25 protein-coding genes are annotated in these 21,998 nt (G+C 65.7%); 11 read left to right on the top strand and 14 right to left on the bottom strand.

Features of this window, described 5'->3' with window-relative positions; all coding sequences use genetic code 11:
* Positions 1–202: 202 nt before the first annotated feature.
* The 4 genes from AC1Q5A_RS04930 to AC1Q5A_RS04915 are packed head-to-tail and all read right to left on the bottom strand — an operon-like array spanning position 203 to position 4,001.
* The gene (locus AC1Q5A_RS04930; protein WP_492698907.1) at positions 203–1,189 is read right to left on the bottom strand and encodes a glycosyltransferase family 2 protein; all 987 of its coding nucleotides are present in this window, start codon (positions 1,187–1,189) and stop codon (positions 203–205) included.
* Positions 1,186–2,001, bottom strand: a complete 816-nt coding sequence (locus tag AC1Q5A_RS04925; protein ID WP_492698905.1) for a class I SAM-dependent methyltransferase — start codon at positions 1,999–2,001, stop codon at positions 1,186–1,188. The genes AC1Q5A_RS04930 and AC1Q5A_RS04925 overlap by 4 nt, the downstream gene beginning before the upstream one ends.
* On the bottom strand, positions 1,994–3,154 hold the full coding sequence (locus AC1Q5A_RS04920) for a glycosyltransferase family 4 protein (RefSeq protein ID WP_492698903.1): 1,161 nt from the start codon (positions 3,152–3,154) through the stop codon (positions 1,994–1,996). Before AC1Q5A_RS04920 ends, AC1Q5A_RS04925 begins: the two co-directional genes overlap by 8 nt.
* A complete protein-coding gene (locus AC1Q5A_RS04915) occupies positions 3,147–4,001 on the bottom strand; it encodes a glycosyltransferase family 2 protein (RefSeq protein WP_492698901.1) in 855 nt (284 codons plus the stop codon). The genes AC1Q5A_RS04920 and AC1Q5A_RS04915 overlap by 8 nt, the downstream gene beginning before the upstream one ends.
* A gap of 330 nt (positions 4,002–4,331) precedes the next feature.
* On the opposite strand from AC1Q5A_RS04915, the gene AC1Q5A_RS04910 reads away from it, so the two are divergent.
* Complete coding sequence (locus AC1Q5A_RS04910; protein ID WP_492698899.1) at positions 4,332–4,622, top strand: nucleotidyltransferase family protein; 291 nt, start codon at positions 4,332–4,334, stop codon at positions 4,620–4,622.
* A 38-nt stretch (positions 4,623–4,660) separates the two neighbouring features.
* On the top strand, positions 4,661–4,987 hold the full coding sequence (locus AC1Q5A_RS04905; protein WP_492698897.1) for a HepT-like ribonuclease domain-containing protein: 327 nt from the start codon (positions 4,661–4,663) through the stop codon (positions 4,985–4,987).
* Between the two features lie 58 nt (positions 4,988–5,045).
* Here AC1Q5A_RS04905 and AC1Q5A_RS04900 read toward each other — a convergent pair whose 3' ends face one another.
* Both AC1Q5A_RS04900 and AC1Q5A_RS04895 read right to left on the bottom strand, forming a co-directional pair.
* Positions 5,046–5,441: a type II toxin-antitoxin system VapC family toxin gene (locus AC1Q5A_RS04900; RefSeq protein WP_492698895.1), complete on the bottom strand. Its 396-nt coding sequence runs from the start codon at positions 5,439–5,441 to the stop codon at positions 5,046–5,048.
* Complete coding sequence (locus AC1Q5A_RS04895; RefSeq protein ID WP_492698893.1) at positions 5,438–5,680, bottom strand: AbrB/MazE/SpoVT family DNA-binding domain-containing protein; 243 nt, start codon at positions 5,678–5,680, stop codon at positions 5,438–5,440. The genes AC1Q5A_RS04900 and AC1Q5A_RS04895 overlap by 4 nt, the downstream gene beginning before the upstream one ends.
* Before the next feature lie 539 nt (positions 5,681–6,219).
* On the opposite strand from AC1Q5A_RS04895, the gene pilB reads away from it, so the two are divergent.
* The 6 genes from pilB to AC1Q5A_RS04865 all read left to right on the top strand — a co-directional run bounded on the left by pilB (position 6,220) and on the right by AC1Q5A_RS04865 (position 12,156).
* On the top strand, positions 6,220–7,953 hold the full coding sequence (gene pilB / locus AC1Q5A_RS04890) for a type IV-A pilus assembly ATPase PilB (protein ID WP_492698891.1): 1,734 nt from the start codon (positions 6,220–6,222) through the stop codon (positions 7,951–7,953).
* 143 nt (positions 7,954–8,096) lie between these two features.
* Positions 8,097–9,371, top strand: a complete 1,275-nt coding sequence (locus AC1Q5A_RS04885) for a type II secretion system F family protein (RefSeq protein WP_492698889.1) — start codon at positions 8,097–8,099, stop codon at positions 9,369–9,371.
* A 58-nt stretch (positions 9,372–9,429) separates the two neighbouring features.
* A complete protein-coding gene (locus AC1Q5A_RS04880; protein WP_492698887.1) occupies positions 9,430–9,822 on the top strand; it encodes an endonuclease domain-containing protein in 393 nt (130 codons plus the stop codon).
* Between the two features lie 10 nt (positions 9,823–9,832).
* The gene (locus tag AC1Q5A_RS04875) at positions 9,833–10,690 is read left to right on the top strand and encodes a prepilin peptidase (RefSeq protein ID WP_492698885.1); all 858 of its coding nucleotides are present in this window, start codon (positions 9,833–9,835) and stop codon (positions 10,688–10,690) included.
* Entirely contained in the window at positions 10,687–11,313 is a 627-nt protein-coding gene (gene coaE / locus AC1Q5A_RS04870) for a dephospho-CoA kinase (protein ID WP_492698884.1), read from the top strand. The genes AC1Q5A_RS04875 and coaE overlap by 4 nt, the downstream gene beginning before the upstream one ends.
* A gap of 315 nt (positions 11,314–11,628) precedes the next feature.
* On the top strand, positions 11,629–12,156 hold the full coding sequence (locus tag AC1Q5A_RS04865) for an REP-associated tyrosine transposase (protein WP_492698882.1): 528 nt from the start codon (positions 11,629–11,631) through the stop codon (positions 12,154–12,156).
* A gap of 95 nt (positions 12,157–12,251) precedes the next feature.
* On the opposite strand, the gene AC1Q5A_RS04860 is transcribed toward AC1Q5A_RS04865, so the two are convergent.
* From AC1Q5A_RS04860 to AC1Q5A_RS04825, 8 genes are all read right to left on the bottom strand, one after another.
* Positions 12,252–13,181, bottom strand: coding sequence for a Nudix family hydrolase (locus AC1Q5A_RS04860; RefSeq protein WP_492698880.1), 930 nt, complete (start codon positions 13,179–13,181; stop codon positions 12,252–12,254).
* Between the two features lie 29 nt (positions 13,182–13,210).
* Entirely contained in the window at positions 13,211–13,699 is a 489-nt protein-coding gene (locus AC1Q5A_RS04855; protein WP_114344526.1) for a dihydrofolate reductase, read from the bottom strand.
* A gap of 122 nt (positions 13,700–13,821) precedes the next feature.
* Positions 13,822–14,616 (bottom strand): thymidylate synthase, encoded by a 795-nt coding sequence (locus tag AC1Q5A_RS04850; RefSeq protein WP_492698878.1) that lies wholly within the window; start codon positions 14,614–14,616, stop codon positions 13,822–13,824.
* Positions 14,617–14,730: 114 nt separating this feature from the next.
* Positions 14,731–15,546 (bottom strand): prolipoprotein diacylglyceryl transferase, encoded by an 816-nt coding sequence (gene lgt, locus AC1Q5A_RS04845; protein WP_492698876.1) that lies wholly within the window; start codon positions 15,544–15,546, stop codon positions 14,731–14,733.
* Between the two features lie 160 nt (positions 15,547–15,706).
* Entirely contained in the window at positions 15,707–16,210 is a 504-nt protein-coding gene (locus tag AC1Q5A_RS04840; protein WP_492698875.1) for a TPM domain-containing protein, read from the bottom strand.
* A complete protein-coding gene (locus AC1Q5A_RS04835) occupies positions 16,210–17,076 on the bottom strand; it encodes a TPM domain-containing protein (protein WP_492698873.1) in 867 nt (288 codons plus the stop codon). The genes AC1Q5A_RS04840 and AC1Q5A_RS04835 overlap by 1 nt, the downstream gene beginning before the upstream one ends.
* Positions 17,077–17,078: 2 nt before the next feature.
* Complete coding sequence (locus tag AC1Q5A_RS04830; RefSeq protein ID WP_492698871.1) at positions 17,079–17,699, bottom strand: LemA family protein; 621 nt, start codon at positions 17,697–17,699, stop codon at positions 17,079–17,081.
* Between the two features lie 84 nt (positions 17,700–17,783).
* A complete protein-coding gene (locus AC1Q5A_RS04825) occupies positions 17,784–18,158 on the bottom strand; it encodes a diacylglycerol kinase (RefSeq protein WP_492698869.1) in 375 nt (124 codons plus the stop codon).
* Between the two features lie 271 nt (positions 18,159–18,429).
* Between AC1Q5A_RS04825 and AC1Q5A_RS04820 the strand changes: the two genes are divergently transcribed.
* The 3 genes from AC1Q5A_RS04820 to AC1Q5A_RS04810 are packed head-to-tail and all read left to right on the top strand — an operon-like array spanning position 18,430 to position 21,940.
* Complete coding sequence (locus tag AC1Q5A_RS04820; protein ID WP_492698867.1) at positions 18,430–19,980, top strand: peptide MFS transporter; 1,551 nt, start codon at positions 18,430–18,432, stop codon at positions 19,978–19,980.
* A 48-nt stretch (positions 19,981–20,028) separates the two neighbouring features.
* Positions 20,029–21,297: an ATP-binding protein gene (locus AC1Q5A_RS04815; protein ID WP_492698864.1), complete on the top strand. Its 1,269-nt coding sequence runs from the start codon at positions 20,029–20,031 to the stop codon at positions 21,295–21,297.
* A 58-nt stretch (positions 21,298–21,355) separates the two neighbouring features.
* Positions 21,356–21,940 (top strand): response regulator transcription factor, encoded by a 585-nt coding sequence (locus AC1Q5A_RS04810; RefSeq protein WP_492698862.1) that lies wholly within the window; start codon positions 21,356–21,358, stop codon positions 21,938–21,940.
* The last annotated feature ends 58 nt before the right edge of the window (positions 21,941–21,998 follow it).

Below are 21,998 nucleotides of genomic sequence, written 5' to 3'. Positions count from 1 at the left end.
CAGATCGACTAAAACTCGGGTAGCTCGCATCACTTGCGCCTCACTGAAGCACTTAACCGCACGTTGACGCCTGTCGCGCCCAATCCCGCGCGCAGCGATAAATCTTGGGCCATTTGCCTGATGCGACCAAACTTCTGCAACAAATCATCTATCAGTGCAAACGCGGCCGTCCTTATACGCCGACAGATTTAACGCCGTCCTGTCAGCTGCGCACGCCATTTGTCGCCCTCTCTCCATGAGCGGCCGCACGCAGACCTTTCAGCATTGCCCGCACCTGCTGCATGCGGGCGGGATCAACTAATACGTGTACTGATATCGTTACTGCCAGCTTTGCAACAGCCCAGACTTTCCACACGATCGGCACATAACTGCGACGCAGCAGTCGCGCAGCATTCCGAAACAGGTAGAAATGCCTCAGCGGGGTGCGATATGGCCAAACCCGCCAGCCAAACCACCAGAACCGTAGACTCTTGTGCCCCATCCGATGCTGGAAGCTGACATCACTCACACCATATAGGCCATAGCCCGCCGCTAGCACGCGGAACGCCCATTCAGTGTCGACGTGATCGATAAAGAAGTCTTCTTCCAACCCTCCGAGCTGCTCGAACAGGGCATACGGCATCAACGTACCGCTGCCATTAAGGTTCGCAACGGGGATCAGTGCGTGAGTGTCTTTGGCCGGGTAGTGTCGTAGCCAGCGCCATCCACGGATCTGGTGAAACCCGTGCTGAAGTCCCGTGCCGGCATCAACCAGCCTCGGGCCTATACAACAGAGCCCTCCATGCTGGGTCGCAGCATCTGAATAACGTTGAAGGAGTCGCTCGACGCCACCCGGCTCTGGTTCGCTGTCCTGATCCAGCAGCAGCAGATAACGACAGGCAGGATTTGTATCATGGGCATATCTGCAACCTCGATTCTGGGCCGCAGGCAGACCGTCATTGCTCGGATTCTGCAAGAGAAACGCATCGCATGCTTCAACAACACCTCGCAAGCCGTCGTTCATCACCGGATCGGATGCGTTGTCCACCACCACTTTCATCGTGGTCGGGGGCAGTCCTCTGAGTTGGCGCTCCAGTACCGCCAGATCCGGATTGTAGGTGACCGTCACGCTGGCCAACACGGATGGATCAAGCAGCACTTCCGCCTTGGCATCCACCGCCGCCGGCTCCAACTCGTGAGCAGAAATCATGAAGCCGCACCATCTACCTTGTAGCTGATGTTATTTCCACCGTCGCGACTGACTTCATATATCAAAGTCGGAATGATGTCACTGAACAGCTGCAGCAGCTTGCAAGGCATCGCATGCAGAGCACGAGCAAGCAGAGAACCAGGACGCTCAATGTCCAAAGTTACGAGCAACGCATCAACACACATATTGCGGTTGCCCAGTCCGGCGTCCCGCAGCAACCCCTCCAGCCGACCAGGCTCCAAAGGCTCGCAATCGTAGACATGCCCCTTCTTCCTGGCTTGCAGGTAAGAGGTTCGCCACCGGCGTGGCAACCAGCTCAGGAATGCCAACCCATAATGCGGCTCCACCAGCATCCAGCGGTTCGGCACGGCAAGGTAACCCACACCGCCGGGACGCAGCACGCGTCGCAATTCGGCCAGATGCGTGCGCTGTGCCCGCACGTCACCCACATGCTCAATCACATGGTTACTCAGCACCACATCGAAGGTTTCGTCGACAAAGGGTAAGAAGGTGTCGGTTACTTGATAATAACGATAGCCCTCGGTTACCAATCGGTTGTCATGCACATCGACAGCATCGACCTCGCAGCGCAGTACGGGGTGAGTACCGAAGTAATGTGCAATGCCGCCCGAGCCAGTCCCGATTTCGAGCATGCGAATAGGTTGAGGACGGCTGGCAAGGTCCAATAGGCGTTCGATCTTCAGGCCCTTCAAGCGCCGCGATGGAAGGTCGAGCACGGCGTGGGGCTGGCGCACCGCGGGTGTGCTGTGACCAGCGTCATGGGTTCGGTGACTGGATGAAGCCTCAGACATGCGGTGTACCCAGCAGGCCACGCATGCACTCGCCGAAAACCGACCATGCCTTGCCGGCAGCGAACTCACGACAGGCAGCAATAGTCGCACTTTCGCGCGTCTGGGCAAGTTGCCATATCACCGCTTCACCCAGCGCAGCATAATTGCCAGGTTCGACCAGGATACCGGTCTGCCCGTCATGCACGGCATCGGGCACTCCACCGACCGCAAAGGCAACGGTAGGCAAGCCGTGTGCTGCCGATTCCAGCGCTACCATGCCAAAGCCCTCCACATCGCCAGGCAGGTCACGCACGGGAAAGATATGCATATCGGCGGCCTGATACGCCGCGCCGAGGGTTGCCTCATCGCAGCGACCGAGGAAATGCAGGTTTTGCTCGACGCCAGCGATCCGGGCCGCAGCAAGAATGCGTTCGCGCTCCGAGCCCGCCCGTGCATGCAGCGCATCGCTGGCTTCGTCGCCGATCACTGCCAGCAACGCATCGGGATACCTGGCAACAATCGCGGGCAAGGCTTTCGCCACGAATTCCACCAACCCCTTGCGCTCGGTCAGCCGGCCAACAGAAAGCAGCAGAGGGCGCTGTGCGAAACCGTAGCGCTGACGGAAATCGCTGGCCGCGGCGGCATCCAGCGTCGGCAAATCGGTGCCCGGGTGCAGCACTCGCAATTTACCAGCTACCACGCCGCGACCTGTCGCCAGCCGCGCCGTGTTGGCGCTGTTGACCAGGACGAGGTCGCAACGCCGAATAAAGGGTAGCCAAAGCTGCTGGTACGCCCGGCTCGGCGCCACGATGTCGAGCCCATGCAGGTAGACGATCGCCCCGCCGCCGACACACTTCGCCGCCAACCAGGCGATTGGTGCGGTGAGGCCACTTCCCGCAATGACCCATTCCGGCTTGCAGCGCCATGCCAACCGGACCGCGCGCCATAAAGTCGCCGCCAGAAATATCGGCAGCGGTTTGACCCTGCTTTCCATCACTTCGGTCTGTGATGGGGCATACCCGGTGCATCCAGCCGGTCCGCACAGTGCCATGCGCCAAACCGGCTGCAGTGCAGTGAGCAGATGCTGATTCACCTTCTCCATCCCACCGAGCAGCGGTGGAAAGTTTCGCGTCACCAGCAACGCCACTCGGCGCGGATCGCTGCCGTCATGCATCACGGCGGTACGTCAGCGCCGTGATCTGCTCCGACACCAGCCCGATCAGGAACACGATCACCGCCGCACTCCACATCAGCGTACTGCCATTGGTGAGGCGGCCTTCGTGTACGAAGGTCCAGGCGTAGTTGGCGCAGCCAAGCAGGAAGAACAGCACGCTTGCCGGCACGAACAGCTTCAGCGGCGAGTACAGCGTGGCGATCTTGAAGATGATCAGCAAAAAGCGCAGGCCGTCGCGCAGGGGCTTGATATGGCTTTTCCCCACGCGCTGAGCGGCCTTGATCGGCAGGTAGGCGACCGGGTAGGCGCTGCGGAAGAAGGCCATGGTGCTGGTGGTGGGATAGCTGAAGCCGTTCGGCAGCAGGTGCAGGAATTCGCGGAACTTGTCCGCGCGCACGGCGCGGAAGCCGGAGGTGAGGTCCAGTACCGGATGGCCGGTCATGCGGGTGGCCAGCCAGTTGTACAGGGTGTTGGCGAGGCCGCGGCCCACCCCGGCCTGGCTGCCCCAGTCGCGGGCGCCAACCACCATGTCGTAGCCCTGCTCGAGTTTCGCCAGCAGGCGGGCGATGTCGGCCGGGTCGTGCTGGCCGTCGCCGTCCATGAATACCAGGATGTCGCCGGCGGCGGCACGGGCACCGCGCTTGATCGCCGCGCCGTTGCCCATCGAGTACGGCGAGGACAGACACCGGATGCCGCTGGCCTCGCAGAGGTCGCGGGTGTCGTCGGTGGAGCCGTCGTCGGCCACGATGATCTCGGCCCCTGGGTGTGCAGCACGCAGGCGCGGCAGCAGTACGGCCAACGCGGGCGCCTCGTTCTTGGCGGGCAGGATGATGCTCAGGCGGTTCAACAGGTAGTTCCCCCGGATGGAGAGGGGATCATAGCGTGAAGGCCGGGCGTGGGTTGCGGACGGGGTTGGGGTTTCGGAGCTTCATTCGGGGTGCGGCTTGGTGGCGGGCGGTGCCCGCCCACACCCGCGATTCGTAGGGCGGACACTGTCCGCCGCTCTTGCCGCAGGCTTGCCATGAAACCGGAGCCGGCGGGCGGTGCCCGTCCTGCTGTGCTGGTGCCGTAGTGGGCGACAAGGGACGCCATTTCAGGAGACGCCATCATACCTGAACGATGCATCGTCTTTTTTGACGTATGCTTTTGACCGCAGATTCAATCTGGAAGCTGACTGATGAAACCCTCCGATATTGCACGACTCCGACGCGACGAGATTCGAAGCGTGGTTGCCGCACACCGGGCGGCCAACCCGCGGCTGTTCGGTTCGGCCATGCGCGGTGAGGATACGGAGGGCAGCGATCTGGATCTGCTGATCGACCCGACACCGGAAACCACACTGCTGGATATGGGCGCTATCCAGTTTGTGCTGCAATCATCCTTGGGGGTTGCCGTGGACGTGGTGACGCCTGGTGATCTTCCACCGCGCTTCCGCGACAAGGTGGTGAGCGAAGCGGTTCCGCTGTGACTGCTGCGAGTTTTCGGCAACATGACTATATAAGCCACATGATCGAGGCTATTGCACTCGCGCGCAGTTACATCGAAGGCATGGACAAGGCAACCTTTCTTGCCGATCGACGTACGCAGCAAGCCGTGATCATGAACATCCTGGTCATTGGTGAAGCGGCAACGAAGCTTGCTGATAGATATCCGGAATTCACGCTGGCGCACCCGCAGATCGCGTGGAACAGCATGCGTGGCATGCGCAACCGACTGGCACACGGCTATTTCGACATCAATATGGATGTCGTGTGGGAAACGCTGGAACGCGACCTCCCCGGATTGCAGAAATCGCTGACTGAGCTGAGCCAGCAGGTCTTGCGCGACAACTGACGGCTAGAGCGGCGGGCGGTGCCCGCCCTACACCCGCAGCCGGCAATCCGGCCGGATCTCAGGTGATCAGGCGCATGCCCGCATGTTTCGCGGCACCGCGGTCGAAGGTCATGGTGTGTTCGCAGCCGGCAGACGTGGCGGCGCATGCGATCAGGCAATCGGCGAAATCGGCCCTGGAATCGCGGTAGATGCGCACCGCTCTCCAGACGACCTCGGCACGCTCCACGATCAACTCCTTGGTGCGCAGCAGGGCTTCCAGTGCTTCGATGAGCTGGGCGCGATCCAGACCATACGCCACACCCAGCACCCAGACCAATTCGATCACGGACACCATCGAAATCCAGCCCGGCGCCTCGACGGTCAGCGCGTCGAGCAGGGCCGAGGCTTTGGCCGACTGCGCTGCATCGTCCTGCATGATGTAACGCACCAGGACATTGGTATCCAGGCCGATCATTTCGCCGCTGCACCCGCTGCAGCGATCACGGCGTTCATCTGCTCGATCGATACCGGCTTGGACGCCTTGCCGAACATGCCCTTGAGTGCGGTTATGGGGCGCGTGGCGGCGACGAACTCATACCGGCCCGGTTCGATTTCCACAAACTCCACCCGATCCCCCGCACGCACGTGCATGGCCTCACGCACGGCAACCGGGATCGTGATCTGGCCCTTGCTGGTAACGCTGGCGGTGGTCATGGTCTTCTCCTGCAAACTCCTTACTTCATTGTAAGGAATGCTCGAAACGCGAGCAAGGCGGCTTGGCCGGGCGTATCGTTCGGCTCCGCCGCACGGCGCGAAATGTACGGATTCCGGAAATCAGCTGATAGCACGATGACTGCTCTCCATGAATGTCACTGGGGGAGATCTGCGGGGCCTTGAGGCGGGAGATCAAGAGCTTTACCCCCTCCTGACCTCCCCCTGCGCGCAGGGGGAGGAACCGAGCGTGGAGTCCCTGCGCGCAGGGGGAGGAACCGAGCGTGGAGTCTCTGCGTGCAGGGGGGAGGAACCGAGCGTGGAGCCTCTGTGCGCTGAGGGAGGAATCGAGCGTGGAGTGCTTGCGTGCAGGGGAAGGAACCGAGTCTGGCGGCCCCACGCAAACCGGGAGAGGAACCGGGCTTGCGGGAGCTGGCTTGTGCGCTGCATCACCATGCCGGACCGAGCCCGCAGCGAATGGATGACCTGTGCGCCGGACTGCGCTAGATTCAACAACATACAGGGGCAAGATCGAGTCGTTTATGTCATCTCAATTGCAACCGTCGCTCACGGGTTTGTCGGGCATGGCACGCCGGCTGGTGTCCGAGGGGGTGATGCCCGAGGACGTCGTGCGCAAGGCGATGGCCGACAGCAACCAGAGCAAGTCGACCCTGACGACATGGTTGCTGGAGCACAACCTGGTGGACGGCGCCGAGCTGGCGCGCATCGCCTCGGCCGAATTCGGCATGCCGATGATGGATGTGGCGGCGCTGAACCCGGCCACGATGCCGCTGGATCTGATCAGCGAGGCGCTGATCACCAAGCACCAGGCGCTGCCGCTGTTCCGCCGCGGCAAGTGGTTGTTCGTGGGCATCGCCGACCCGATGCAGTCGCATGCGCTGGACGAGATCAAGTTCCACTCCAACTGCATGGTGGAGCCGATCCTGGTGGAGCGCGGCTCGCTGCAGCGAGTGATCGAGATCCTGCTCAACAACATGCGCAACACCATGCCCGACATGGGTGGCGGCGAACTGGACGAGCTGAACGAGCTGGATACCGAAGGCGGTGACGCCGACGGCGAATCGAGCAGCGGCGTCGACGCGAACGCGAACGACGACGCGCCGATCGTGAAGTTCATCAACAAGATCCTGGTCGACGCGATCCGCCGCGGCGCCTCGGACATCCACTTCGAACCGTTCGAGACGCAGTACCGGGTGCGCCTGCGCATGGACGGCATCCTCAAGGCGGTGGCCAACCCACCGATGAAGATGGCCAACCGCATCTCCTCACGCATCAAGGTGATGGCGCAGCTGGACATCGCCGAGAAGCGCGTACCGCAGGACGGCCGCATCAAGCTCAACCTGTCCAAGACCCGCGCCGTCGACTTCCGCGTGAGCACGCTGCCCACGCTGTTCGGCGAAAAGATCGTGCTGCGTATCCTGGATGGCTCCTCGGCCCGGATCGGCATCGAGAAGCTCGGCTACGAGCCCGACCAGCAGAAGCTCTATGTCGACGCCATCCACAAGCCGTACGGCATGGTGCTGGTCACCGGCCCCACCGGCTCGGGCAAGACGGTATCGCTGTACACCGGCCTGAACATGCTCAACACCGCCGAGCGCAACATCTCCACGGTGGAGGATCCGGTGGAAATCCGCGTCGAGGGCATCAACCAGGTGCAGCAGAACGTGAAGCGCGGCATGACCTTCGCCAGCGCGCTGCGCTCGTTCCTGCGCCAGGACCCGGACGTGATCATGGTCGGCGAGATCCGCGACCTGGAAACCGCCGAGATCGCGATCAAGGCGGCGCAGACCGGCCACATGGTGCTGTCCACCCTGCATACCAACGATGCGGCGCAAACCATTTCGCGTCTGATGAACATGGGCATCGCGCCGTACAACATCACCTCGTCGGTGAGCCTGATCATCGCCCAGCGCCTGGCACGGCGCCTGCACGACTGCAAGAAGCCGATCGAGCTGCCCCCGCAGGTGCTGCTGGCCGCCGGCTTCACCCAGGCCGACATCGACGCGGGGCTGACCATCTACGAGGCCGTCGGCTGCGACGGCTGCAACGAGGGCTACAAGGGCCGCGTGGGCATCTACCAGGTGATGCCGATGCTGGAGGAGATCCAGAAGATCATCCTGCAGGGCGGCAACACCCTGCAGATCGCCGAGGCAGCCAGGGCCGCGGGGGTGAACGACCTGCGCGCGTCGGCCCTGCTGAAGGTGAAACACGGGTTGACCAGCCTGACCGAGATCGACCGCGTAACCAAGGAATGAGCGGCGGATCCAGGACCGCCGTTGCACCGAACTTGCGTCCGACGCCACGGTTTGGCGCCGCAGAAATGGCATAAGCTGCACAAATACTGTCTGCCGCCCGCATCAGGACGGCTCCGGGACTGGACCACTGGGGGAAGATGCGCATGGCCACGGCTACCGCAACCACGAACATCGACAAGGCGCGCTCGCTGGGTGCCCAGCGCGCCGAGGTCAGCAAGCTGACCACCTACGAGTGGGTCGCGCTGGACAAGCGTGGCAAGCGCATGAAGGGCGACATGCCGGCGAAGAACGCCACGCTGGTCAAGGCCGAGCTGCGCCGCCAGGGCATGAACCCGCAGACCGTGCGCGAACGGGCCAAGCCGCTGTTCGGCTCCACCGGCAGCACGATCAAGCCGGGCGACGTAGCCATCTTCAGCCGCCAGATCGCCACCATGATGGCCTCCGGCGTACCGATGATCCAGGCCTTCGACATCATCGCCGACGGCCAGAAGAACATCCGCTTCAAGAACGTCCTCATCGACGTCAAGCAGAACATCGAGGGCGGTTCGTCGCTGAACGAGGCGCTGGGCCGCTACCCGGTGCAGTTCGACGAGCTGTACTGCAACCTGGTGAAGGCCGGCGAGGCCTCCGGCGTGCTGGATACGGTGCTGGACACCGTCGCCACCTACAAGGAGCGCACCGAGGCGATCAAGAAGAAGATCAAGAAGGCGCTGTTCTACCCGATGATGGTGCTCGCGGTGGTGTTCCTGGTCTGCCTGATCATGCTGCTGTTCGTGGTGCCGGTGTTCGCCAAGACCTTCCAGGATGCCGGCGCACAGCTGCCCGCACCCACCCAGTTGCTGGTGACCGCCTCGAAGTTCATGCAGAGCTACTGGTTCGTCGTCATCGGCATCATCGGCGGCAGCATCGCCGCGATCGTGATCGCCAAGAAGCGCTCGGTGAAATTCGCCCACTTCCTCGACCGCATGTCGCTGAAGATGCCGGTGATGGGCGGCATCGTGCGCAACTCGGCGATCGCCCGCTTCGCCCGCACGCTGGGTGTGACCTTCCGCGCCGGCGTGCCGCTGGTCGAGGCGCTGGACGCGGTGGCCGGCGCCACCGGCAGCGTGGTCTACGGCGACGCGGTCAAGCAGATGCGCGAGGACATCGCGGTTGGCCACCAGCTGCAGCTGGCGATGAGGCAGACCAACCTGTTCCCCAACATGGTGGTGCAGATGACCGCGATCGGCGAGGAGTCCGGCTCGCTGGACAACATGCTGTTCAAGGTCGCCGAGTTCTACGAGGAAGAAGTCAGCAACGCGGTCGACACCCTGTCCACCCTGCTCGAACCGATCATCATGGTCGTGCTGGGCACCCTGGTCGGCGGCATGGTGGTGGCCCTGTACCTGCCGATCTTCAAGCTCGCCGGCACATTCTAGGTCTAGAAAGCCCCTCCCCCGTTGGGGGAGGGGTTGGGGAGAGGGTCCGCCCGAAGCGATGACTCACAAGCCGCCCCTCCCTACTCGCACACTGGCCACCGCCAGGACGTTGCGCGCTACAGGCACCGACGCCGAACACAAGCTCTGGTACTACTTGCGTGCACGACGCCTGGATGGTTTCAAATTCCGACGCCAACACCCTGTTCCGCCTTACATCATAGATTCCTATTGCGACGAACTTCGGCTGGTCATCGAACTCGATGGCTCGCAACACAGCGAAGAAATCGACAGGACGCGCACGCAGGCCCTCGAACGCCAGGGTTTGCTTGTCTTGAGATTCTGGGACAATCAGGTGTTGCAGGATACCGATGCGGTGCTTGAGGCGATTTTGACGGTCGCGCGGGACCGCACCCTCTCCCCAACCCCTCCCCCAACGGGGGAGGGGCTTTAAAGGCCGACGCATGCCCGAACTCCCCTTTGCCCTGTGGATCGCCTTGGCCGGCGTGCTCGGCCTGCTGGTGGGCAGCTTCCTCAACGTGGTGATCCTGCGGCTGCCCGAGCGCATCGCGGCGGGCTGGCGGCAGGAGGCGCGGGACGTGCTGGAACTCGAGCCGGACGCGGCGCCACTGCCGCCGGGTATCGTGCGCGAGCCGTCGCATTGCCCGCACTGCAAGCACCCGCTGTCGGCGCTGGACAACATCCCCCTGTTCGGCTGGCTGCTGTTGCGCGGGCGCTGCCGCTACTGCCAGGCGAGGATCTCGATCCAGTACCCGCTGGTGGAGCTGCTCAGCGGCGTGCTGAGCGCGGTGATCGTGTGGAGGTTCGGCCCGTCGTGGGCCGCGCTGGCCGGGCTGGCGCTGACCTGGACGCTGATCGCGCTGTCCGGCATCGACTTCCGCACCCAGTTGCTGCCGGACCAGCTCACCTATCCGCTGCTCTGGCTGGGCCTGCTGCTGTCGCTGCTGCCGATGTTCGTCGCCGCGCCGGCGGCCATCCTCGCGGCGGCGATCGGCTACCTGAGCCTGTGGAGCGTGTACTGGGCGTTCAAGCTGCTTACCGGCAAGGAAGGCATGGGCTACGGCGATTTCAAGCTGCTTGCGGCGCTGGGCGCATGGATGGGGCCACTGTCGCTGCTGCCAATCGTTCTGCTGTCGTCGCTGATCGGCGCACTGGTCGGCGGCACCCTGATCGCGCTGCGCAAGCATCAACGCGAGATCCCCATGCCGTTCGGCCCGTTCATCGCCGCCGCCGGCTGGGTCTGGTTCGTCGCCGGGTCCGACCTGCTGCAGGGCTACATGCGACTCACCGGCCTGCGATGAGCGTGCGGCCGCATGCCCTGGTGATCGCGCTGACCGGCGGCGTCGCCGCGGGCAAGACCGCAGTGGCGCGGCGCTTCGAGGCGCTGGGCGTGCATGTCCACGACGCCGATGTGGCCGCCCGCGAGGTGATCGAGCCGGGTACCGCGGGGCTGGCCGCGGTGGTCGATGCGTTCGGGGTCGGGGTGCTGGACGGCAGCGGCCGGCTGGATCGCGCCGCGATGCGCCGGCGCGTGTTTGCCGATCCGGCGGCGCGAAAAACGCTGGAGGCGATCATCCATCCGCTGGTGCGCCAGTGGCTGCACCGGCGCGCGCTGGCCGAACGCGGCCCGTACTGCCTGCTGGCGATCCCGCTGCTGGCCGAGAACATCGAACACTACCGCTGGGTCGATCGCGTGCTGCTGGTCGACGCCCCTGAATCACTGCAGCTGGCGCGGCTGATCCTCCGCGACGGCATCGACGAGGCCTTGGCCCGCCGCATGCTCGCCCACCAGGCCAGCCGCGCCGAGCGCCTGGCGCTGGCCGACGACGTGATCGAGAACGGCGGCGACGAATCCGCCCTGGACCACGCCGTCGCCGAGTTGCATCGACGGTACCTGAACCTCGCCTCCCACCGCCCCGCGTAAAGCGGACAGCACCCGCCGCTCTTCCCGTGGGGCGGACACTGTCCGCCATGCCCTTGATTTTCGCGAGAGCGGCGGGCGCTGCCCGCCCTACAAAACGCAACGCGAATACCCTGCCGTAGGGCGGACACCGTCCGCCATGCCCTTGATTCGCGCAAGAGCGGCGGGCGCTGCCCGCCCTACAAAACGCAACGCGAATACCCCGACCGTAGGGCGGACACTGTCCGCCATACCTCGCGGCTACATCGTCCACGGACCCGGCATCGACGGGGCCATGCCTGACAGACGATTCGCGACACTGCTTGCCAGCATCGACACATGCCCGACTGTCGCCGCGCAAGGGTTGCGGGAGCGACCGACTTCTTCACCGTCGTGACGGCACGACGACGCCCTCTGCTGGCCACCGCCGCGAACGTGGCGGTTCTGCGCCAAAGTGTCGCCGAGGTACGGCGGCAACTGCCGTTTTCGATCGTTGCCTGGGTGGTCCTGCCCGAACACATGCATGCGATCTGGACACTGCCGGTGGACGATTCCGATTTCTCCACGCGCTGGGGGAGAATCAAGGCCGGATTTACCCGGCACTGCGGCAAGACACACACGTCCGCACCGGGACACGATGCCGGCCTCTGGCAGCCTCGCTTCTGGGAGCACATGGTTCGCGACGAGGCCGACTTCGCCGCGCACATGGATTACACGCATTACAACCCGGTGAAACACGGACACGTGAAGCGCGTGATCGATTGGCCGTATTCGAGCTTTCATCGTTGCGTACGGCAGGGCATCTACCCTGCCAGTTGGGGTGGCAATGAGCCCCATGGTCCGCCGGGCAGAACGTTCGGCGAGTGATCGGAAAGAGCTGGCGGGCGGTGCCCGCCCGACGACTTCACCGGCGTTACCTCGCGTCGTCCGCCAGTCACTGGTGCGTGGCGCAGGCGGATCCGCTATGGCCAGAAACCGCGGATGCCGGCAACACCCTGGGCACGGTGGCCGCGGGCCTGGGCGACGTCCGCTGGAGCCATCCCGCCGAGGGCGTAGACCGGCAGCGCGGCGGCTTCGGCCAGGGTGGCAAACGCGGCCCAGCCCAGCGGCGGGGTCTGCGGGTGGCTGCGGGTGGTGGCCACCGGCGAGAGCGTGGCGAAATCGGCGATCTGCCCGGCGCGGGCCAGCGAAGCCGCGCCATGGCAGCTGGCGCCCACCAGCTGGGTCGACGGCAGCGGGCGTTCGGACAAGGCCGCCAGCTGGGTTTCCTTGAGATGCACGCCGACGCCCAGCAGGCGCGCGCCGTCGATGTCGCCATTGAGCAGCAGGGAAACGCCCTGCCGGCGGGCCAGCGGCAACAGGCCGGCGGCCAACTCGCGTACGCGCTCGCGCGGCCACAGCGGCAGGCGCAACTGCACCAGTCGTCCGCCACGCCCGATCGCTTCGCCGATGCGTTCGAACCATGCATCAGCCTGCTTGGGCGGCACAGCGGCCGGGGTGATCGCGTAGCGCGCCGGCAACCGCACCGCGTGCAGGATCGCACGATCGGCCGGAGCCAGGATCGCCGGGTCGACCTGCTCCGGCGGCAGCCACTGCAGTGCCTGCCCTTCCAGCGACCGCGGCTCGCCGTCCCACTGGCCGGCCTGCCAGGCGTCCAGCAGCAGCTCGCGTCCGGGGCCATGGCATGGCACGCGGATCAGCGGCTCGGCGCGCAGCAGCGCGATGCCGAGCTCTTCCTTCAGCTCGCGCGCCAACGCCGCCGCCGGTGTTTCACCGGGTTCGAGCTTGCCGCCGGGGAACTCCCACATGCCTGCCAGGTGCTTGCCGGGCGGTCGCTGCGCCAGCAGCACGCGCCCCGAGGCGTCGCGCATCACGGCGGCCATCACGTGCATGGCCGGCCTCGGCACCGCCGGCACCGGCATCAGCTGTTGCGCAGGTATTCGACCATGTCGAAGTCGTAGGCGTGTTCGGCATCGGCCTTATGGTGCACGCGGGAGACTTCGGTCCAGTCGCTGAAATGCACGCCGGGGAAGAACGCATCGGCGCCGTCGATCGCGGCACCCACCCAGGTGAGGTACATGCGGCGCGCGCGCGGCAGCGCTTCGGCGAACACCATGCCGCCGCCGATCACGATCAGGCCGGTATTGTCGCAGCGCGCCTGCGCCTCCTCGATCGAGCGCACGGTGATCTGTCCCGGGAACGGCGCCTCGTGGCGGCGCGTCAGCACCATGTTGACCCGGTCCGGCAAGGCACGGCCGATCGACAGCGCGGTGTGGTAGCCCATCAACACGTTCTTGCCGGTGGTCAGCTGCTTGAACCAGCGCAGGTCGTCGGGCAGGTGCCAGGGCAACTGGCCCTTGCGGCCGATCGCGAAATTTTCGTCGAGTGCGGCAATCAGCGAAATGGCCATGGCGAATCCTTGGAAGGGCTTAGGTCTGCATGACGGTCCGCGCCTGCGGAGGGCCGCCAGTTGGGTCGGATCTTAACAGGCCGCGGCGACGGCGCACCGCTTGCGCATGTTTCTGCGCCACGTTACACGGCGACGGCGGCCTTGATCGCCGGATGCGACTGGTAGCCCTCGATCACGATGTCCTGGTAGCGGAAATCGAATACCGAGCGCACCGCGGGAGCGAGCTGCAGCCGCGGCAGCGGCAGCGGTTCGCGGCTCAGCTGCAACCGCGCCTGTTCCCGATGGTTGTTGTACAGGTGGGCGTCGCCCAGCGTGTGCACGAAGTCGCCCACGCCCAGGCCGCAGACCTGCGCGACCATATGGGTCAGCAGCGCGTAGCTGGCGATGTTGAACGGCACGCCGAGGAAGATGTCGCCGGAGCGCTGGTACAACTGGCAGCTGAGTTTTCCGTCCGCCACGTAGAACTGGAACATCGTGTGGCAGGGCATCAACGCCATCTTCGGCAGCTCGCCCACGTTCCAGGCGCTGACGATCAGCCGGCGCGAGTCCGGGTTGCGCCGGATCTCGTCGACCACCCAGGCGATCTGGTCGACCGCGCCGCGGTCGGCGGTGGGCCAGGCGCGCCACTGCCGGCCGTAGACCGGGCCGAGGTCGCCGTTCGCGTCGGCCCACTCGTCCCAGATGTGCACGCCGTGTTCCTTCAGGTAGGCGATGTTGGTGTCGCCACGCAGGAACCAGATCAGCTCGTGCACGATCGACTTGATGTGCAGCTTCTTGGTGGTGACCAGCGGAAAGCCTTCGTTGAGGTCGAAGCGCATCTGCCAGCCGAACACGCTGCGCGTGCCGGTGCCGGTGCGGTCGGTCTTTTCGGTGCCGTGGTCGAGGACGTGGCGGAGCAGGTCGAGGTAGGCGCGCATCGCCCAAGTATAGGTAGGAGCGCACCCTGTGCACGAGGGCCCTTCGTTACAGAACGGAAAGCGTTCGCGCACAGAGCCTGCCCCGGACCCGATCCGGGGGTGCGCCCCTACAGGTCATTCGTGCGCCATGAGCAGCGTGGGCGCGCGCCGCGACATGGTAATCAGCACCAGCCCGACCGCGATCAGCGGCAGCGACTGCATCTGTCCCATCGTCACCCATGAGGTGCCGAACAGGTAGCCGAGCTGCGGATCGGGCACGCGCACGAACTCCACCATGAAGCGGAAGCAGCCATACATCAGCGCGAACAGGCCGGAAACCAGGTAACGCGGCCGCGGCTTCAGCGAAACCAGCCACAGCACCACGAACATCACCACGCCCTCCAGCAGCAGTTCGTACAGCTGCGAGGGGTGCCGCGGCAGGCGGTCGGGCGCGTTCGGGAAGATCATCGCCCAGGGCACGTCGCCGGGTTTGCCCCACAGCTCGCCGTTGATGAAATTGCCGAGGCGGCCCAGGCCCAGCCCGATCGGCACCAGCGGCGCCACGAAGTCGATGGTGTCGAAGAAGTGCAGCTTTTGCCGGCGCGACCACCACCAGCCCGCCGCCAGCACGCCGAGCAGGCCGCCGTGGAAGCTCATGCCGCCGTCCCACACCTTGAACAGGGCCTGCGGCGCGGTCCAGATCCAGCTGATGTCGGCGTAGAACAGCATGTACCACACGCGTCCGCCCACGATCACGCCGAGCATGCCGTAGAACAGCAGGTCGCCGAGCGCATCGCGGCTGACTGGCAGGCGCCCCCGCCTCCGCCGGTATTCGCCCAGCACGGCGACGAAGAAGAAGCCGAGCAGGTACATCAGGCCATACCAGTGCACCTGGATCGGGCCGAGGTGGAAGGCGACGGGGTCGATGTCGACGATGTAGGGCTGGTGCATGGCAACCGGATCGGAGGGCAAAGCCCAAGTGTAGCGGGCCGGCGGGCATCCGCGGCCGCCACTTCCGCCTTCTGCCGCGCGGTGGCTGGAATCCACGGCAGACAGCCCTCGCCATGCCCTCGCCATGGCCGGGCTTCGAGGTTGAAAAACTCACAACCTCTCAGAGCAGTACCGGCCGGTCCGGCAGTTCGTCGGGGTTGGCCTCGCCGTCGTCGGGGAAGTGGCGTTCCAGCAAGGCGTGCGCCGCGGCGATGCCGGCAAGGCTGCCGTCGCGCCACTGCCCGCGTGCATAGAAGTCGCGCATGCTGGCGCAGATCGCCTCCCACTCGCCGGTCGCCACTTTCGCGGCGATGCCGCGGTCGGCGACGATCTCGATGCGGCGTTCGGCCATCAGCACGTAGAACAGCACGCCGCTGTTGTGCTCGGTGTCCCACACGCGCAGCTGGGCGAAGACCTGTCGTGCACGCGTCGCGGCATCGAGACCCTCCAGCACGGCCAGCGGCGCCAGCCGCGATTCGACCGCGAAGCGGATCTCGCCGAGGTGGGTGCGTTCGCCCGCGGCGATCGCCGCGGCCATCTCGTCCAGCACGCCGGCCGGAAAGCGCCGCGACAGCTGGAACCAGCCACCGCAGAGATTCGCCCACAATCGCCGCATGCGCGCCATCACCAGTTCCCCGAAGAACCGCCGCCGCCGAAGCTGCCGCCACCGCCGCTGAAGCCGCCACCGCCACCGCCACCACCGCCCCAACCACCGCCGCCGAAGCCGCCCCAGCCGCCACCGCCGATCGAGCGGCCGGCACCACCGGGCAGCAGCATCAGCACGCCGCCGACCAGCGCACCGAGGATGGCGGCGCCCGTCGAGATCAGCAGCCACAGCAGGCCGCCGACCAGCACGGCACCCAGCAGCCCCCTGACCAGGGCCGGAGTGCGCCCGAAGATGCCGCGCAGGAACAGCGCCACGAACACGGCGATCATCAGCCCGCTCTGCAGATCGAGGCCGGAGTGCCCACGCTCGGGCGAGCCACGCACCGGCGGCGGCAGGGACTCGCCGTTGATCAGCCGGGTCAGCGCACCGACCGCGTCGCTGATGCCGCCGAAGTAGTCGTTGCCGCGGAATTTCGGCGCGATGTATTCGCGGATGATCCGCGCGGTGGCGGCGTCGGGAATCGCTCCCTCCAGGCCATAGCCCACTTCGATGCGCACGCGGCGGTCGTCCTTCGCCACCAGCAGCAGCACGCCGTCATCGGTGCCCTTGCGGCCGATCCTGTTCGCCTCGGCCACCGCCAGCGAATAGCTTTCGATGTCCTGGCCGCCGGTGCTGCCGACCATCAGCACAACTAATTGCGCTCCCTTGGCCTTTTCCAGCGCCACCAGTTGCGCGTCCAGCTGGTCGACCTGCGGCGCGCTCAGCGTGCCGGTGAGGTCGGTGACGTGCCGCGCCAGCTTCGGCGCGGCATCGGCGGCATGCAGCACCGGCAGCAGCAACGCCAGTGCCAGCGGCAGCCACCAGCGCGGATGGCGCCGCGACATGATCAATGCGACGAGGCCGCCGGAGCCGGCGCAGCGGTGCCGAAGTCCACCTTCGGCGCGGTGGAGATCGCCTGCTCGTTCTCGACCGAGAAGTTCGGCTTGACCTGGTAGCCGAAGATCTTCGCGGTCATGTTGTTCGGGAAGGTACGGATCATCCCGTTGTATGTCTGCACCGCCTGCACGTAGCGGTTGCGCGCCACGGTGACCCGGTTCTCGGTGCCTTCCAGCTGTGCCTGCAGGTTCTGGAACAGGCCGTCGGCCTTCAGCTGCGGGTAGTTCTCGCTGACCACCATCAGCCGCGACAGCGCGTTGCCCAGTTCGCCCTGTGCGGCCTGGAACTGCTTGAGCTTCTGCGGATCGTTCAGCGAGTCGGCGTTGACCTGCAGGCTGCCCACCTTGGCACGGGCCTCGGTGACCTCGGTGAACACCTTCTCCTCGTGCTGGGCGTAGCCCTTGACCGTGTTGACCAGGTTCGGCACCAGGTCGGCGCGGCGCTGGTACTGGTTCAGCACCTCGGACCAGGCTGCCTTGACCGCCTCGTCCTGCTTCTGGATGGCGTTGTAGCCGCAGCCGCTCAGGCCGAAAACAAGCAGCAACAGCACAAGATTGCGCAGAAGTTTCATGGAGTCGCTCCGATCCGGTGGAAGGCCATTCCATCATCCCATGCCGTTCACCGCAATCGTGTCGGCGCGGAGTGAACGCATACCTCAGCTGAACAGGCGCGGCCCGAGGATCAGTGCCCAGCTTGCCATCACCAGCAGCAGCAGCAGGAATACCGCAGCGGAGCCCATGTCCTTGGCGCGGCCGGCCAGTTCGTGGAATTCGGGGCTGACCTTGTCGACCACCGCCTCGATCGCCGAATTGAGCAGCTCGGCCGACAGCACCAGCGCCGGCGCCAGGATCAGCGCGAATTTCTCCAGCCCGCCCTGGCCCAGCCACAGGCCGAGCGGGATCAGCACCACCGCCAGGCAGGCCTCCAGCCGGAACGAAGCCTCGTGTCGCCAGCCGGCCCTGAGGCCCTTCATCGACCACAGGAACGCGTTCCAGAGCTGCTTCGGGCCGCGAAAACCTTCGGCGGCCATCAGCGATGTCGCCCGCCCGGCCGCGGGCGCGCCGACAATATCAATGCGTTGGACATGGACGGCAAACTCCCTGGAATCAGGCCGGCTCTGGCGGCCGATGATGCCACAAGCGCCAGCGCCGGGCGCCCGCTGCGGACTCCCGGCTTGCCGCAGTGCAGCTACACCCTGATGGCGAATGGGTTACGCTTCGCCGGTTGTGGCCATCCAGCGGCTGCATGGCACTGGCGCGTGCCGGCACGTCGCCACGGTTTGGATCACGCACGGAAAACATATGGCAACCCAGAACCCGCCCGTCTCGCAGACGCGGTCCTTCAGCACCGTCTTCCTGATCGAAATGTGGGAACGCTTCGGCTTCTACGGCATGCAGGTGCTGATGGTCACCTACATGGTGAAGAAGCTCGGCTTCGTCGACAGCAAGGCCAACCTGATCTGGGGCGCCGCGGCGGCGCTGATCTACGCCACGCCGGCGATCGGCGGCTGGGTCGGCGACAAGCTGATCGGTACCCGCCGCACCATGCTGCTCGGCGCGGTGGTGCTGACGCTGGGCTACGTGATGTTGTGGATTCCGACCAACAACGCCTATTTCCTGTACGTCGCGCTCGGCGTGATCATCGTCGGCAACGGCTTCTTCAAGCCGAACGCCGGCAACCTGGTGCGCAAGATCTACGAGGGCGACGACACCAAGATCGACAGCGCGTTCACCATCTACTACATGGCGGTGAACATCGGCTCGACCATCTCGATGCTGCTGACCCCGTGGATCCGCGACTACGTGGGCGCGAAGTACGGCGACGCCTGGGGCTGGCATACCGCGTTCGGTATCTGCGCGATCGGCCTGGTGCTCGGCCTGGTCAACTACACGCTGATGCACCGCACGCTGGCGCACATCGGCTCGCCGGCCGACGACAAGCCGGTGGACGTCAAGCGCCTCGGCACGGTACTGCTGGCCGCGATCGGCATGGTGTTCGTCTCCGCCTTCATCCTGCAGGACCAGACCGTCGCCAAGTGGTGCGTGTACGCCGCCGGCATGGTGATCCTCGGCATCTTCGTGCACCTTATCCGCAGCAGCGAGCAGCACGAGCGGGCCGGCCTGGTCGCCGCGCTGGTGCTGACTGTGCAGACGATCTTCTTCTTCATCTTCTACCAGCAGATGTCGACCTCGCTGAACCTGTTCGCGCAGCGCAACGTCGACCTCTCGTTCGACCTGTTCGGCCTGCATCTGTTCAACTGGATTCCCGAGCAGTTCCAATCGCTCAACGCGATCTGGATCGTGCTGTTGAGCCCGGTGCTGGTGTTCGTCTACAACACCATGGGCAAGGTCGGCAGGAATCCGTCGGTGGCGGCCAAGTTCGCCTGGGGCTTCGCGGCGGTGGCGATCGGCTTCTTCATCTACGGCGTCGGCGCCCGCTTCACGGTGAACGGCCAGGTTTCGTCGTGGATCATGGTGTGGGGCTACGGCCTGTATTCGCTGGGCGAGCTGCTGGTATCGGGCCTCGGCCTGGCGATGATCGCCCGCTACGTGCCGGCACGCATGGGCGGCTTCATGATGGGCGCCTACTACGTGGCCTCGGGCATCTCGCAGTACCTGGGCAGCGTGGTGGCGAACTTCGCCAGCATCCCGACCGACATCAAGGATCCGCTGGTGTCGCTGCCGGTCTATACCGCGCTGTTCAACAAGCTGGGTTTCGCCGGCGTCGCCTGCACGGCGATCGCGCTGGCGATGCTGCCGCTGATGAAGAAACTGTCGAGCAGCCATTCCGACTCCGCCGCCAACAACCCGCTGCCGGCCGTGCGCAGCGAGGAATTCAACACGCCATCGTGACCCGACCGGGCCCGCCGCGCGGCGGCCCGGCAAGCCTGGATGACCGCCATGCCGCACCGGCACTCCCAACGCATCGGTCCGTTCGCGCTGACGCGCTCGCTCGCCTGGCTGCGGATCTGCGCCATCGCGGGCCAGAGTACCGCCGTGCTGGTGTGCGCCTGGGGAATGCACCTGGGCATTCCACTGCTGCCGCTGCTGCTCGGCATCGGCCTGCTCGGGGTGTTCTCGGTGTTCGCCGCATGGCGGCTGACCCAGCCGTGGCCGCTGCGCGAGTGGGAGGCGGTCGGCCACATCGCGTTCGATACGCTGGTGCTCGGCTACCTGCTGTACTTCACCGACGGTGCCAGCAACCCGTTCATCACCCTGCTGCTGGTCCCGATCGCGCTAAGCGCGGCGGCGCTGTCGGGCCGGGCGGTGCTGGCCGTGGCCGCGCTGGCCGGTGTCGCCTATGTGATCCTGCTTTATTCGTACGTGCCGTTGCCGATGCCCGCCGGCTCGCCCAGCCGCTTTACCCTGCACGTGGTCGGCATGGGCGTGAACTTCGTGATCATGGCCCTGCTGCTGAGCTTCTTCATCAGCCGGCTGGCCCGTGTGCTGCGACTGCAGCAGCTCGAGGTGCAGCGGGTGCGCGAGCGCGCGCTGCGCGACGAGGGCATCCTGGCGATCGCCACCCAGGCCGCCGGCGCCGCGCACGAACTCAACACGCCGCTGTCGACCATGCGCACCCTGCTGCCCGAACTGCGCCGCGAGCACGCCGGCGATGCGACGCTGGCCGAGGACCTGGCACTGCTGGAAGGCCAGGTCGACCGCTGCCGCACGATCCTTCGCGAGATGGTCGCGTTCGGCAAGGCCCAGCTGTCGCAGGAGCCGGAACGGCTCACGGTGGCCGCGTTCATCCACGGCTGCCTGGAACGCTTCCAGCTGCTGCGGCCCGAGGCCGAGCTGGATCTCACCCTGGACCAGGAGATCACCCGCGTCGTGCTGCGTACGCCGCCGGGCCTGCGCCATGCGCTGCTCAACCTGCTCAACAACGCCGCCGACGCCTCCGCCATCAACCAGTCGCACGCGGTGGCGCTGCAGGTCGCGCGCGATGGCGACTGGCTGCAGCTGAGCGTGCGCGACCACGGCCCCGGCTTCGACGCCACCGGCGAGCTCACCCTCATCGGTCACTCGCAGAAGCAGACCGGACTGGGCATCGGCCTGGCCCTCGCCGAGGCGACCGCCGAACGGCTCAACGGCGAACTGCTCGCCAGCAACACCGGACACGGCGCCGAAGTCTGCCTGCGCCTGCCGCTGGCGGTGATCGCCGAAAAATGACCCGTCGGGCGCGCTTCCGGCAGAATGAGCCACCGATCCGCCTCCAGGAAACACCACCATGACCGAGTTGCCCCACGCCGCCACGGCCCGCCCGCTGCTGCTGGTCGACGACGATGCCACCTTCCTGCGTGTGCTGGCGCGGGCATTGGCCTCGCGCGGCTTCGAGGTCATCACGGCCGGCAACTTCGACGAGGCCCGCGCGTTGACGCGGCGGCATCATCCGCGCTACTGCGTGCTCGACCTGAAGCTGGGCGAGGAGAACGGCCTGCGCCTGATTCCCGAACTGCACACCCTGGTGCCTGACCTGCGCGTGCTGCTGCTGACCGGCTACGCCTCGATCGCCACCGCAGTGGAGGCGATCAAGCGCGGCGCCCACGACTACCTGGCCAAGCCGGTCGACGCCGACGCCGTGGTACGCGCCCTGCTCGACGGCGACAGCGACGTCGAGGACAGCGATCTGCCGGACACCCCCGAACAGCCGCTGGCGCTGCGCCGGCTGGAATGGGAGCACATCCAGCGCGTACTGACCGAATGCGACGGCAACATCTCCGAAACCGCCCGCCGCCTGGGCATGCACCGCCGCACCCTGCAGCGCAAATTGAGCAAGCATCCGGTGCGCGAACGCCCCGACCGCGAAGAGTGACAGCGCAGTCGTAGGGCGGGCACTGCCCGCCGGCTCTTCATCGCGCCACGACCAGGAG

The sequence above is a fragment of the Rhodanobacter sp. GW835-FHT13D09 genome (genome assembly GCF_058793995.1).
Note: the sequence above shows the minus strand (reverse complement) of the source record. Positions and strands in the feature narration are given on the sequence as shown.